This window comes from Paenibacillus sp. FSL H8-0175, from assembly GCF_045040615.1.
GTDB classification, from domain to species: domain Bacteria; phylum Bacillota; class Bacilli; order Paenibacillales; family Paenibacillaceae; genus Paenibacillus_AQ; species Paenibacillus_AQ odorifer.
Genome location: NZ_CP150299.1, coordinates 1,840,220 through 1,855,297 on the forward strand (window position 1 = coordinate 1,840,220; position 15,078 = coordinate 1,855,297).

The 15,078-nt window shown below is 47.8% G+C and carries 10 protein-coding genes; 9 read left to right on the top strand and 1 reads right to left on the bottom strand.

Going from position 1 to position 15,078, the window contains the following annotated elements:
* Window positions 1–23: 23 nt before the first annotated feature.
* Window positions 24–1,286, bottom strand: coding sequence for a TraB/GumN family protein (locus MHH46_RS07970; RefSeq protein ID WP_036675660.1), 1,263 nt, complete (start codon window positions 1,284–1,286; stop codon window positions 24–26).
* Between the two features lie 259 nt (window positions 1,287–1,545).
* Between MHH46_RS07970 and MHH46_RS07975 the strand changes: the two genes are divergently transcribed.
* The 9 genes from MHH46_RS07975 to MHH46_RS08015 all read left to right on the top strand — a co-directional run bounded on the left by MHH46_RS07975 (window position 1,546) and on the right by MHH46_RS08015 (window position 14,929).
* Window positions 1,546–2,667, top strand: coding sequence for a glycoside hydrolase family 88 protein (locus tag MHH46_RS07975; protein WP_076192904.1), 1,122 nt, complete (start codon window positions 1,546–1,548; stop codon window positions 2,665–2,667).
* Window positions 2,657–4,819 carry an alginate lyase family protein gene (locus MHH46_RS07980; protein ID WP_076192902.1) on the top strand — a complete coding sequence of 721 codons (2,163 nt, stop codon included), beginning with the start codon at window positions 2,657–2,659 and terminating at the stop codon, window positions 4,817–4,819. The genes MHH46_RS07975 and MHH46_RS07980 overlap by 11 nt, the downstream gene beginning before the upstream one ends.
* A gap of 67 nt (window positions 4,820–4,886) precedes the next feature.
* A complete protein-coding gene (locus MHH46_RS07985; RefSeq protein ID WP_076192898.1) occupies window positions 4,887–6,608 on the top strand; it encodes a sensor histidine kinase in 1,722 nt (573 codons plus the stop codon).
* Window positions 6,608–8,191 carry a response regulator gene (locus MHH46_RS07990; protein ID WP_076192896.1) on the top strand — a complete coding sequence of 528 codons (1,584 nt, stop codon included), beginning with the start codon at window positions 6,608–6,610 and terminating at the stop codon, window positions 8,189–8,191. The genes MHH46_RS07985 and MHH46_RS07990 overlap by 1 nt, the downstream gene beginning before the upstream one ends.
* Window positions 8,192–8,360: 169 nt before the next feature.
* Window positions 8,361–9,290: a carbohydrate ABC transporter permease gene (locus MHH46_RS07995; RefSeq protein WP_051490863.1), complete on the top strand. Its 930-nt coding sequence runs from the start codon at window positions 8,361–8,363 to the stop codon at window positions 9,288–9,290.
* Window positions 9,291–9,305: 15 nt separating this feature from the next.
* Entirely contained in the window at window positions 9,306–10,142 is an 837-nt protein-coding gene (locus MHH46_RS08000; protein WP_036675652.1) for a carbohydrate ABC transporter permease, read from the top strand.
* 141 nt (window positions 10,143–10,283) lie between these two features.
* Window positions 10,284–11,681, top strand: coding sequence for an ABC transporter substrate-binding protein (locus MHH46_RS08005; protein ID WP_076192894.1), 1,398 nt, complete (start codon window positions 10,284–10,286; stop codon window positions 11,679–11,681).
* A 115-nt stretch (window positions 11,682–11,796) separates the two neighbouring features.
* A complete protein-coding gene (locus MHH46_RS08010; RefSeq protein ID WP_256717211.1) occupies window positions 11,797–13,071 on the top strand; it encodes an alpha-L-fucosidase in 1,275 nt (424 codons plus the stop codon).
* A 25-nt stretch (window positions 13,072–13,096) separates the two neighbouring features.
* Window positions 13,097–14,929, top strand: coding sequence for a beta-galactosidase family protein (locus tag MHH46_RS08015; protein WP_076192892.1), 1,833 nt, complete (start codon window positions 13,097–13,099; stop codon window positions 14,927–14,929).
* The last annotated feature ends 149 nt before the right edge of the window (window positions 14,930–15,078 follow it).

Here is a 15,078-nt window from a genome sequence, read left to right on the forward strand (position 1 = left end):
CTTGTTTATTTTAGCTAAAACAATTATTGTTTGACGACGTTAAAGCCATCTTTTTGCAATTGGGTCACGATACCATCGTCACCGAGCATATGCAGCGCGCCAACGACGACAAGGTAAGTCGCTTTTTTATCACTATTCAAATATTCTTTTACATGCTTCACCATGTTGACGTTGCGATCCGAAACCAGGCCTTTATAATACTCTGGCTCTTGCGCGACCGCTTTTGTCATCGCTACGAGCGACTGCTCATCACCTTGCATCCACATTTGGGATAGTGCATCCAGCGAAGCTGCTGCGGAAGTATTGTCCGTTTGATTGAGGCTGCCGAGTGTGTCGACAAGAAGCTTTTCTTGCAATCCATCTGAGAACTGGTCGAACATATTCAGCTGCAATTGTGTGTTTTCCAGTTCAATAATAGGTTTGTTCAGCTTGCCTGCTTTTTGTAAAAAATATAAATCAATGCCGGTATCCGCCGTATAACTTGTAACTTGCATCTGTAGACTTGAGACACCTTGGGTAACGACCCACGGTTTGAAGGAATCGAATGCATTTTCCGCCAGACCATTTGCTTTTAGCAGCTGAGTTACTTTGTTATAGGTATCTGCGGATACATGATCCTTGAGCTTGGTTCCATCTGTATAAGAGCCTTTTTCCAAAATAAACTTTTGGATCTCAGCTTGATCAATCTTAGAGATATCTACTTCGACACCTAAATATTGCGAGGCTTCAAAAGCAGCTTCAATCTCCGGACGCAGCGGGTACATTTTGTCGTTAGCCACATGGATAGAACCAAGCAGATAGACGGTGTTGCCGTTGTTCTCCACTTTCCATAAGAATCCGGTGCTTCCGGCAGCTTGAGTATCGGCCACAAAAGTGATGGTGCGCAGCGCTGGACTCCACTCCACCTTATAGCCGATCGTTTCTCCTATAAAGCGGACAGGAACATAGGTGACATTGTTGATGGTTTTAGGAGCCACCTCTAGTTTTTTCTTCTCCCCGTTTACCGTTGCGGTTGTGCTACCGATGGTCAGTGAGAGGGCCAGTCCATTTTTGGTCCCTGTTACGGTTTGGGTTTTTTTATTCCAATTAATATTTACATTAAGCTTCTCTAGCAGGGGACGCATAGGAACTAGGGTCGTTCCTTTTTCTACAACAGGGTTAGAATTGCCTAACTTTATTTCGGTTCCATCAATCCATACACCGACAGGCTTTTCAGCAGCATGCGCAGTGGTAAAGACAGACATAACCATGAAAATGGATAAAAATAATGCACCTAGCTTTTTCATTAATAGGACACTCCGTTTCTAAAAAAGAATGAAAGATGTAAGTCACTCTCTGATTTTAACGTATTTTCCCATAAACAGTTATACCTTTTGTTACTATATTGATTTGATGCCTATGATTGGAAAGTAAACTTACAGTACTTCACGTCATTCAAAAGTCAAAATAATGCACATCAAAGCAAAAATCGCCCCTATTAGATCCTGTTCACTCTCCTTATCATGAAACGTAAGAAACGAAGAGCCTGAAGGGAGCAAGGAACTTATGTGGAGCAGTGCGATTGAAGATGCGATAGAGAAGGTACGTAAGAACATAGACCGGTTCGGGGGCAGTTTCCCTCATGTCAGCAGGAATGGAACTTATCAGCTCAATAACAACGACGACTGGACTAACGGATTTTGGAGCGGCATGTTGTGGTTGTGTTATGAATATACGCGGGATGACAGCTTCCGTATTGCGGCATCCCATACCGTAGAAGATTTCCGCCGCCGTTTCGCGGCAAAGACCGTGCTTGATCATCACGACATCGGCTTCCTGTATTCGTTATCCTCTAAAGCCCAGTGGATTATAGATAAAGACGAATCAGCGCGTCAACTGACATTGCAGGCGGCAGACCTGCTGCTGAAGCGCTGGCGTACAGCTGGCGGTTATATTCAGGCTTGGGGACCGGAGGGGGATACTCAGGAAGGCGGGCGGATCATTATTGATTGTCTGTTAAACCTTCCCCTTTTGTATTGGGCAGAAGAACAGACCGGTGATTCCGAATACAGGGAGGTGGCGGTCATGCAGGCGGAGAAAACGAGACGGTATCTGGTACGGGGAGATGACAGCTCTTACCATACGTTTTTCTTCGACCCGAAGACCGGAGAGCCGATTGGCGGCGCCACTCATCAGGGCTTTACTAACGGATCGACCTGGACGCGCGGGCAGGCTTGGGGTGTTTACGGTTTTGCATTATCCTACCGCTATACCAAAAATCCGTTGTATTTGGAAACGTCCAAGCGGATGGCCCGCTATTTTCTGGAGCATTTGCCGCAGGATCATGTCGCTTACTGGGATTTTAATGCTCCGGTATCTCCGGATACTTACCGGGATAGCTCGGCCTCGGCAATAGTAGCAGCCGGACTACAGGAACTGCTGGAGCTAATGGATGGGGAGGATTCGGAGCGGGCTTATTTTCAGCAGGGATTAGTGCAGTCGATGACTTCGCTTGTGCAGAACTATTCCACGCTCGGCGAAGAGGCGGAGGGGCTGCTGAAGCATGGTTCTTATCATGTGCGCGGCGATCTGTCTCCAGATGACTTCATGATCTGGGGAGATTATTTCTATCTTGAAGCATTGATGCGGCTGCAAAAAGGCAACAAGGGGTACTGGTATGAACGCTGATGGCCGACAAATCTCCCCCTATGCCGTCTTTGCGCTGCTCGACCTTGAGTTGCCCGCTTTAGCTCTATTGAAGAATGCGCTCAGCCAAGCGCGGCAGGACGATGCGCTGACTGAATTACATCGGTATTTGACCCGACGGAGCACGCCGGGCTGGCGGAAAGAGGATAACCGGAAGCAGCAGCTTATTGACTATGTACGGCTTTATTGTGCAGACGAGCTGGAAGCTGTAATGAAGACAGCGGATGAAGTTGTGGAGCAGACGTTTCTCTTTCGTTTTCCCTGGGATATGGAGCGCAGCCGCATTCCGGTTACCTTTGAGGAAGAAATTGACTGGCGTCATGTTCCGGACAAGGATGTAGAATGGGCTTATATGCTGAATCGCCACCGCTACTGGGTGGCATTAGGACAAGTATATGCGATAACAGGTAAAGAGGTTTATGCAAGAGCATTTTGCTGCCAGCTTGAAGATTGGATAGACCGTAACCCCGTTCCAGACAAGCCTGCGAATGATTCGCTGACATGGCGCACAATTGAAGCGGGCCTTCGTTGTGCTAACTGGATTAAAGCACTGTCTTATATACAGGATAGTCCGCTGTTCACACCGACGCTGCTGGCCAAAGTGATGATATCTCTCCATGAACACGGCCAATATTTAGCTTTATCGTTTACGGGCTGGAAGAAGATCAGCAACTGGGGGGTGCTGGAGACTTGTGGTTTGTTCCAAACTGCGCTCTACTTCCCTGAGTTCACTAGCGCCAATAACTGGCGACAGCTCAGTGAGGAGAGATTGGGAGAGACGGCGCGAATTCAGATTATGGCGGACGGCATCCACTGGGAGCAATCGCCTACCTATCACCATGAGGTTTTGGTATGTTTTCTCGACTGCATCCGCTTAGCCCGATTGAACGGACTGGAGCTTCAGGAAGAATTTCAGCAAAAGGTTCAGCAAATGGCTGTCGCTTCATTATATTGGGCCAAACCGAATCACCGGCAGCCGATGCTTGGCGATAGTGATGACAGCGATATTCGTTCGCTTTTGACTTATGCGGGCTGGTTATTTCAGGATGCTGTACTCCGTTTTGGCGGATACGATCAAATGGATTATGACAATGCCTGGTTGTTTGGGATAAATGGAGTTGAGGGCTACGAGCGGCTGAATGCGGAGCTACCGCCAAACTTGTCACGCTCTTATGCACATTCCGGTCATTATGTGATGCGAACGGGCTGGGACGAGCAGGATTTGTACCTATATTTTCACTGCGGACCACTTGGGGGTGGACATGGGCACGCGGATCTGCTACATTTCGATCTGTATGCCTATGGGCGGGATCTGCTTACCGATCTTGGCAGATACAACTATAGTGATCATACACCACTTAGAAAAGCGCTAAAAGAAAGCGCTGCCCATAATACGACCACTGTGGACGGAATTGGATTTACCGAAGTCACGGATACATGGTCCTTCTCTAAGATTGCGAAGCCAACGGGCTGCCAATGGATCAGCCATCCGGACTTTGATTATGTAGAGGGCAGCCACGACGGCTACCGTCATTTGGATGATCCGGTCTACCCGTTAAGGAGGATCCTATTTATTAAGCCTTTTTACTGGCTTCTGGTGGACAGCTTCAGTTCCCGGCAGGAGCATACATTTTCCCAGCATTTTCATTTTGCACCCGGAACGGTTCAGATGGAAGATGGAACGCTAATATGCCGTACCAAAAATGAGCGGGAAGCCAATCTTTGTATCCTTCCTGTTCATGTTGATGGTCTTCAGGGCAGGGTTGATGCTGGGGTAATCTCCCGCGAATATAATCTGCTGGAACCCAATCAGTATGCTGTGTACTCCCGAAAGGGGAAAGGAACGGTCTCGATCATGCAGGTGCTGTACCCGCAGTCTGCGGGTGAGTTGTTCTGTCCGCTGGTCGAACAGGTGCCGATTTACCGCCATACGGGTGAACCGGTGGCTGCTGCACAGGCGGAGGCCTGTCGCATCATCCTCCCCGAAAGGAATGAGGAGTATATTATCGTGATCAGCCACGAGATTCCATCCAGTCATTTAGATTCCTATGTAGTGGAAGGCGTACAAATTTTTGGAGTAGTAGTGCTTATGGTTTCTGCAGACGGTCAAAAGAAAGTCACGGTAATCAGATAATGTATGAATACTGGACAACGGGCTGATAGAATAAAAGAAAAGAGCATGAGAGAGGCGCGGAGAAAACATGTTCAAATTCACTTACTATAGACGTATCCAGGTTTCATTTCTTTTGCTGATTTTTATCCCGCTGATTGCAGTATCGATCATCTCCTTCGTGCTCATCCGGGATACGATGGTAGAGAAGCTGCAGCTCAGCAACGATAACTTCCTGAACGTTATGATTGACGAACTAAACAAAACTATTGATGATGTGACGTTCGCTTCCCATTTTATTGTAAACGATACCAATTTCCGCGCTAATCTGAAGTCTTTTGCGGATACTGAGCGGCTAAATAGCTATCAGGATTACGTACATTTTACGCAAATTCAAGATGTGTTTTCGCTCATCAACTCTAAGCCGTTGAATAATAATATTCGCATGTATTTGGTCAACCGGAAACACTTTGTGATCTCCTCTGGGACGGAGAATTTATCTGTAATCAATGCTAACCTGGACAAGCTGATGAGCCGTGTCAATATCCACGAACCGGAGACCTTGCAATGGCTTGGGATGGCTGACAGCGGTTCCGGTAAAAGCAGCAGCTATTATATTGCCAGAGTAATCTATGACAGCCGGGAGAAACAGCAGGTGTCCGTGCTGCTTATCTCAATTCCTGAATCCTATTTCAATAAATTGCTCGGACCCGTCGAATTTGGCAAGGTTGCGTTATTTGATTCTGGAGGAGGCTTGATCGCTGGGAACTCAGAATTGGCTTCAGAAGGCAAGGAAGCGAGAGGAAGCGTTCGTACAGCCAGAGCTATCGACAAATCCAATTGGCAGCTGATCTATGAAGCTTCGGAGAAAGAATGGTCGGGCCAGATCTCGCGGACGTTTTATAGTGGCATTGGCTTGGTACTCCTCTTATTTATTGTCTTTTCGGCTACCTCCATGCTGATTGCCAAAAGATTGCATAGTCCGATCATGAAGCTGCAGCGCGTTGTGCGCCAGTTCGGGATGGGGAATCTTGATGTCAGGCTGGAGGTCAAGGGCAAGGATGAAATCGCTGAGCTGGGGCAGACGTTGAATACTATGCTGGACCAGCTGCAAGGACTGATTCACGACATCGAGCTGGAGCAGGAACAGAAGCGGGTGATGGAGCTGGAGGCGCTGTTTATGCAGATTCGCCCCCACTTTTTGATCAACACGTTGAATTCGATTAAATGTAGCCTTATTTTGGCCAAAGATAAGCTGCATAGCGGGATCATCGATTCATTAATGAGTCTGCTCCGGGCCTATTTGAAGGTCAATGAACCGGCTACCTTGCGGGAAGAATGCAAACTGCTTGGCCATTATATCGATATTATGAAGATCCGCAACGAAATCCCTCTTGAACTGGAGGTCGATCTGGAAAAGGATACAGAGAAGCTCATCGTCCCTAAGCTAATTTTGCAGCCCCTTGTAGAAAATGCAATCGTCCACGGATTGGTTGACCACCCGGCACCGCGTATTGTCGTTCGCTCGCGAACGGTCCCTGATGGGATCATGATTGAAGTTGAAGATAATGGCTGCGGTGCAGGGGCTGAAGTTCTGGCGGGCCTGAACCGCAGGTTACTGTATAAGGACGATGAACAGGATGAAGCTTATCAAAGGGTCGGTTTAATTAACGTGGTTCAAAGGCTGAGGCTGACCTATGGTCAGGATACCCGCTTGTCGCTGCATAATCTGCCGCAGGGTGGGGTTTCCGTTTCTCTGTATTTGCCGCAAGGCAATCATCAGGTTAATCTGTCAGAGAGAGAGGGATATTGATGTATAAAGTGATGCTCATAGACGATGATGTTCCTATGCTCAAAGTGCTTCAGCAGATGATTGACTGGGAGGCACATAGCTTGCAGATTGTCGGCAGCACCTATTCCAGTGCCAAGGCGTTATTAATGTTTGAGGAAGTGCAGCCTGACATTGTGATCACGGATATTGGTTTGCCGCAAAAGAACGGGATTGAGCTAGCCGATTGCTTCACCCGCATGAAGCCGGAGGTCAGAATTATTTTCCTGACCTGTCATGAGGATTTCCATTATGCTCAGCAGGCGGTAAAGCTGAAAGTGGATGATTATTTAATCAAGGACCAGCTTACAGAAGAGCAACTGGAGAAAAGCCTTGCCAAGTCCATACACTTGCTTAAGTCGAAGATCGGGTTGATCAGCCATGGGGAGACAGGCTACAACAGCCAGCTCTTCCGGCAGAACCTGCTCCAAAGGGTGATTGGCGGTGCTCCGCCTGAAACCACACTGGCCTATGCGGCGCAAATCGGCATATCCTGGACGTATCCGTGGTTTATGCTGGGCACGGTCAGTATTCATTTTTCCAGCTTCGACAAGCGATACAAGCAGAGTGAGTATCCACTTATTTTATATGCTATTTACAATATAGCCTTGGAATTGTCCGAAACGTGTGAAGGGATTACGCCTTTCTTGGAGCAAAAGAATATTGTGATTTTATATAATTATCGTGTGAATCTGGCGCAGAATGCCAGTCTTCATTTTCACGATTATTTACAGCGGCTGTGTTCTGAATGCTCCCATCTTCTTAAGATTCAACCGGGCATTATTGCCGTCACAGAGAAAATGGAGCTACAGGCGATTGGCCAGATCCATCGGCAGATTGTTCAGGACAAATGCGAGTTCTATGCAAGTGCGGATTACACGGTTCTGGATACTTTGCAAATCGCTTCTCCACGTTTCCAGCCTGCTCCCCAAGGATTTCTGGACAGCTATATCCCGCAGATGGAACGGGCCGTGATTAAAAAAGACCTTGAAGCCATCCGTAGCACTCTACAGGAAATCGCTAGGACTGCAAAAGTTATGTCTATTCATCCTGGCGATTTCGCCCGGGATTTATCCTTTATGCTCCGCGGCATCGAGTTAATGTTTACGAGCCTGATGTTCGATGAGGATCTGTTCGTCTATCTCGTGCAGACCCGCACACTTGAAGATACGATGGAACTGGTGGAAAGAAAGCTTGTACAGATTACAGGCAGCAAGCAGCAGGTGACAGGAACTTCTCCGCAGGAGCCCAAGCTGCAGCTTATCCAGCAGTATATCGACCAGCATCTTGGCGATAATATCACCTCAATTGATATGGCACGTTATCTGTTTCTGGATCCAAGCTATTTTTCGCGTTATTTCAAGCGCATGACTGGCCTGACCTTTACGGACTATGTACATCAGCACAAGATGAAGGTCGCTACCAAAATGCTGAAAATCTCCAGCCAGAACCTGGAGTCGCTGGCCGTCGGCCTGGGATATTCGGACAGAACCTATTTTTCAAAAGTGTTCAAAAAATATGTAGGAACAACGCCAAGCGAATATAAATCCAAACATTCGGTACGCTGAGAAGCACAATTGTTAATGATATGAACAGACTCGCCGCCCCTCTAGGGCGGTTTTTTGTTGTCGGCGGACAAAGGTCAAAATCTTGCACATTCCGGGTCATAATCACTCCTTCTTGCGGAAGGCGGATGTATTACTATAATGACAAATCAAATTGTCGAGGTGATACAACGTGGAGGCTGCAAAACAACCTGTGCCAAAAATTCTGCAAGAGAAGCGGAAATTCTGGACTCCGCAACGGAAAGAGGCTTTAACCGGGTGGCTGTTTTTGGCACCGGAAATTGTCGGGATGCTTTTTCTTAATGTATTTGCGCTTGGATTCTCACTTTATTTGAGCTTCTCGAAATGGGATCTATTGTCGGGAGTCAAAGGAATCGAGTTCATCGGATTGGATAACTATATCAAAATGTTCCATGATCCGAGTATCATTCAAGCTTTGAAGAACAATGCTTTTTATATGATTATGACCGTGCCGATACCGATTGCGATTGCGCTGGTGCTCGCGGCATTGATTCAAAACAGTGTGTTCCTCAAAAATTATTTTAAAGTGGCTTTCTTTATTCCTTATATTTCTTCGATTATTGCGATAGCTGCCGTATGGAGTGCATTGTTCCATCCGTCTCTTGGACCGATCAATCAGTTGCTGATGGAGTTTGGAATTTCCAGCCCTCCGAAATGGCTAGTTGATCCAAAGACCTCACTGTTATCCATTGCTATTATCAGTTCTTGGGCGAGTCTTGGCTACACCATAATTATCTATATGGCTGGCTTGACGAATATTTCCGATGAAATCTACGAAGCCGCCGAAATAGATGGCGCCAGCGCGTTGAAAAAATTCTTTGCCATCACAGTTCCGATGCTGCGTCCGACCACATTTTTCCTGCTTATTACCATGCTGATTGGCTCGTTTAAGGTGTTCGACATCATCGCCTTTTTGACCGAAGGTGGCCCGAATAATTCTTCTACCGTGCTTGTGTTCAGGATCTATGAGGAAGGGTTCAAATACTACAACATGGGCTACGCTTCTGCAATTTCCTGGCTGCTATTCGCTGTCATCGGCTTGATTACCGCAGCCACTTGGAAAATGAGAAATGAAGAATAAAGGGGGGAGATTAACATGCAACTGATTAGAAAAAATATGTCCAGAGTGATCACTACCTGCATCATGGGGGCTTTGTCCATTGTATTTCTTATTCCGCTGATCTGGATGATTTCCGCAGCCTTCAAATATGAAAAAGATGTAATGCGCTTCCCGATCCAATGGATTCCCGAGAAGATCAATGTAGCGTATAATTTCAAGATGGTTTGGATGGGACGGGTACCTTTCTCCCATTTCTATTTAAACTCCTTTAAAGTTGCGATTATTACAACCTGCATCACACTGATCATTTCATCTATGTCGGCGTATGCCTTGACCAAAATCAAGTTTAAAGGACGGAATATGGTCTTTCTGGCGCTGCTGTCATTCATGATTATTCCTGACCAGGCCACGCTGATTCCGCGTTTTCTGCTGATTCGTTGGTTCGGCCTCTATGATACTCATGCTGCTATCGTATTAATGAGTATGTTCTCCATTTACTTCACGTTCTTGCTGCGGCAATTTATGATTGGTATCAGCGACGAATATATTGAAGCGGCGCGAATTGATGGTGCAGGCCATTTGCGGATATTCTGGTCTATCATTGTTCCGCTCTGCAAGCCGGTGCTCGCTACCGTGGCGATCATTAAATTTATCTGGACCTGGAATGACTACCAGAATCCGCTGATCTTCTTGCTAAACAAGAATCTGTACACTATCCCACTCGGTATGACACTGTTCCGAGATGATTATTCGAACAACTATGCGATTATGATGACGGCAGCCGTTTCGGCGATCATCCCATTGGTCATCGTGTTCATTGCCCTGCAAAAGCAAGTCATTAACGGAATCTCCTTGGGGGGCGTAAAGGGCTGACTTGCGAGTCTGCAAAAGAGGGTAAAAGTCAAAAATGTGATCCTACTACAGCAAAATTGTGCACTTGGCCTGTACAGCGGGTGCCTATAATAAGAAATGAACAAGGCACTATACTTAAATTTCAGTGCGGGGGGAAGTAAAATGAAAACAAAGGGCAAAAAAAGATTATCCGTTGTACTAGGCTCCATGCTGGCGGTTTCCTTAACGTTAAGCGCCTGTGGAAATTCCGGAAATTCAGAGAAGAATGGCGGTGCTGAAGCCAGTACGAATACCGGGAACACCAAGGTGGACAAGCAAGTCGCCATCAAATATTACAACTGGGACAATGAAGCCCAATCAGCAGGCACGGATGCCATGCTGCAGGAATTTATGGATCAGAACCCAAATATCAAGGTAGAGCATGTGACACTCGTTCCCGGTGATTCTGTGGAGATGCTGAAGAAACTCGACTTCCTGATTTCATCCGGCGAAGCGATTGACGTTGTTCAGGTACCAAGCCTTGGAGGCGTACTTGAACGGGCGACCCGGGGAGCACTTGCCCCGCTGAATGAATTCTATGAGAAGGATAACCTCGTTCCTGAGGATGAATATTATGTGAATGCTAAGGTAGACAACAACTATTATGGGATGCAATATACCAAGAGCAGCAACTATGTAATGCTGAACAAAGATGCACTGGATGAAGCTGGGCTGCCTGTACCTACTTTTGGCTGGACATGGGATGACTATCGCGACTATGCCAAAAAACTGACCAAAGGTGAAGGCGTAGACAAACGTTACGGCACATACTTCCACACCTGGGAGTTGTATATGAACGCTCCGGCCCAAACGATGATGAAAGATCCATTCGTGTATGATGACGGGACGACCATTTTCGCGGATCCAACCTATAAATACTTCTTCCAGCTGCGCAAAGATATGGAGTCTGCTGATAAATCTGCGAAAACTTATGCAGACGCTTTAGCGGCTAAGCTCAATTACCGCACGGAATTCTTTAATGAAGAAGCCGCTATGATTCTGGCTGGTAACTGGACGATTGCTGATCCGGGCAATACTGAGCAGTATCCGCATGATTTCAAGACAGCTTTTGCTCCGGTACCGGTGCCTCCGGCAGGATCGGAACCGAAAGAATACGAGGGCAAATACTTCACCAGCGGCAATATGCTGGCGATGGGCGCTACTTCGAAGAACAAAGAGGCGTCTTTCCAACTGATGAGATTTATGTCAACGGCTGTTAGTGATAACAGACTGGAATTCTCCGGTTATAAAAAAGCGGATAATGAAGCCTTGCTGACCAAACTGGTAGCTGGCAAAGAGGATATGTATGATATGGATTCACTCAAATATACACTCTTTGACAGTGCAATCCAGTTCCTTGATGGTGCGCAGGTGATGACGACGGCAACGTCCGAATTGACCAAAATAATCGATGACGGCTTCAGCAGATTTATGCTTGGAAATGAATCGATTGATAAGGTGCAGCAATGGATGGTTGATGAAGCAACCAAAATTATCAACGAAAAAGGTGTTATCAAATAAATAGGGAATAAGCAAGTATCACAAGTTGTGGACGGGGCTTTGGAAGGTCATCAACTGGCTTTCCAAAGCCTTATTTATATATTGGGCCTACACAAACATATGGGAGAGTGTAGAAATGATGGAAAGCAGATTTTCACAGAACAAGCCGGAAGAGCAACTGGCGCTGCCTTCTAGGGAACAGCTGGAGTGGCAGGACCTGGAGCTGGGGATGTTTTGCCATTTTGGCATCAATACGTTTTGCGATCAGGAGTGGGGAGAAGGCAATGATTCACCTGCGGTCTTCAATCCGCTTCATTTGGATGCCCACCAATGGGTTAGTACAGCCAAAGAAGCTGGATTCCGTTATTTTATACTGACAGCTAAACATCATGATGGCTTCTGCTTGTGGCCGACTGCGACAAGTACTTATTCTGTGGCTTCTAGCCCATGGAAAGAAGGGCGCGGCGATGTCGTCAAGGAATGCGCGGAGGCTTGCCGTGAACTTGGAGTTGGCTTCGGCATTTATTTGTCTCCGTGGGACAGACATGAGCCCTGTTATGCAGATCCGCAAGCGTACGATGATTTCTATGCCCTGCAATTGCAGGAATTGCTTACGGGCTATGGTCCGCTTACGGAAATTTGGTTCGACGGCGCAGGGTCGGAGGGCCGCAATTACGATTGGCAGCGGATTATGGATCTGATCAAGCGCCATCAGCCAGGCGCCATGGTGTTTAATATGGGGGCACCAACGATCCGCTGGGTTGGCAATGAGGATGGCGTTGCTCTTTATCCATGCTGGAACACTGCGAATTCTGCGCGGGGTAGCATGTTCAGTGAAGCTTCATTGAACTGGCTTCCCGGAACGCCGAGCTGGGTGCCTGCGGAATGCGATGTGCCCATCCGTAAAGTCCGCTGGTTCTGGCATCCTGAGGAGGAGCATCTGCTGCTGTCTCTGGAGCAGCTAATGGATATTTATTATCGTTCGGTTGGACATGGGGCAACTTTGCTGCTCAATGTAGCCCCTGACAAACGCGGGCTGTTTCCGGAGGCTGATGTGCAGCGGCTGCTGGAATTCGGCAAGGAGATAAGACGCAGATTTGACAAGGCTCTGGCGGTAACCGCAGGTACTGGAGATATTGTTGAACTGGAATTGCCAGCAGCTACTGTGATTGATCATGTCGAGATTATGGAGGATATCGCTTACGGCGAAAGAGTAGAAGGATATATGCTGGAAGCGTACAGCAACGGAGCGTGGCTGGAGTTGAAGCGTGGCAGTTCGATTGGCCATAAGAAAATCGACGCCTTCCCTCCGGTTGTCGCAGAGAAAATCCGCTTACGGGTGTCAGAAGCTGCCGCAAGCCCCAAGATCAGACGGCTTGCCGTCTACCACTGCGGGGAATCGTTACAATAAATGTTAATAAAGGAGGTTGTCGATAATGAACCTGCTCACCTGGAACAACGGACACTATTTGCTGGACGGACAGCCTTATCGTATCGTATCGGGAGCCATTCATTATTTTCGGGTCGTGCCTGAATATTGGAAAGACCGGCTGCTGAAATTGAAAGCCTGCGGATTCAATACCGTGGAGACCTACATCGCCTGGAATATACATGAACCTAAAGAAGGGAAGTTCGTATTTGATGGCATGGCCGATGTGGTATCTTTTATCGAACTGGCTGGGGAGCTTGGGCTTCATGTTATTGTCAGACCGAGTCCATTCATCTGTGCGGAGTGGGAGTTCGGAGGCCTGCCGGGCTGGTTGCTAGCTTACGGGGAACTCCAGCTTCGCTGCTGTGACCCTCTTTATTTAAGCAAGGTAGACCGTTATTACGATGAGCTAATTCCTCGGCTGGTTCCGCTGCTCTCCACACATGGCGGACCAATTCTGGCCGTTCAGGTAGAAAATGAATATGGCAGCTATGGTAATGACAGTGGCTACCTGGGCTATATGCGTGATGGACTGGTCAGCAGAGGGATCGATGTGCTGCTCTTTACTTCCGACGGGCCAACCGATGAGATGTTGCTCGGCGGAACACTGGAGGATGTGCATGCGACAGTCAATTTCGGCTCCAGTACAGAGGAATCCTTCCGCAAATATCGGGAATACCGCTCTGAAGAGCCGCTTATGGTGATGGAATACTGGAACGGCTGGTTTGATCACTGGATGGAGGATCATCATGTACGCGATGCCGGGGATGTAGCAGGTGTTCTGGATGAGATTCTGACCCAGGGATCCTCATTTAATATGTACATGTTCCATGGTGGAACCAATTTTGGTTTCTATAATGGTGCGAATCATATCGTCACCTACGAGCCAACGACTACAAGCTATGACTATGATGCCCCGCTCACGGAATGGGGAGATACGACGGCGAAATTTGAAGCTGTCCGGTCGGTACTCAGCAACCATGGATTTGCCCCGACTTGTCCACTCCCTGAGCCGATTCCGAAGATTTCTTACGGGAAAGTCGCTTTGACGGAAAGAGCGGAACTATTCACGGCTTCCAATCTGGAGAAGTTATCAGAGACGGTGAACAGCGTGTGTGTACAGCCGATGGAGAAGCTCGGACAATCCTATGGTTTTATATTGTACAGCACTTTTGTGCAGGGACCGCGGTCCAGACAGAAGCTTTACATCGAGGGCGTGCGCGATCGGGCGCAGGTCTTCCTGGATGGACAGGTGCTTGGGGTGATTGAGCGCTGGAATCCGCTGCCACTGGAACTTTCCATCCCCGCTGGGGGAGCGCAGCTGGATATCCTCGTCGAGAACATGGGACGAATCAATTACGGGCCGCTCATTCGCGATCCGAAAGGGATTCTGGACGGGGTTCGGATTGATAACCAGCTGCAATATAACTGGACAATTCGTACTTTGCCGTTGGAACAGGAACAGCTGGCTTCACTAGCGTACAAGAAGCACCCGGTGGAGAAGCAGCAAGCTGCGACCCTTTCGGGTCTGCCCGGATTCTACCGGGGCTGCTTCGAGGCGGAGGAGATTGGCGATACCTTTCTACGATTCGATGGATGGAATAAAGGGGTCGCCTGGATTAACGGATTTAATCTGGGCCGTTACTGGAACGTTGGACCGCAGCGGGCGCTATATATCCCTGGTCCACTCTTGCGCAAGGGGTGCAATGAGCTGGTTCTTTTGGAGCTGCATGGCCGTGCGGAGACTTGCGAGATTGAGCTTGTGAACCTTCCTGATCTGGGAAGAACTTCGGCCGTCGATGACGCCGTGTTGAATTTTGTGCAGGATGATAACTTGTAGATGCCTTTAGCTTTAACCAATTCTAAGATTGGGGTGAACAAATGCGTAAACCAAGTCTATTTTTAGTATTAGTTCTCATTGTTGATCTTTTTTCTTCCTGTGGGGGAGTTCTTTATCCCTCGCATAGCAGGGCATCTGCGGCTGCATCA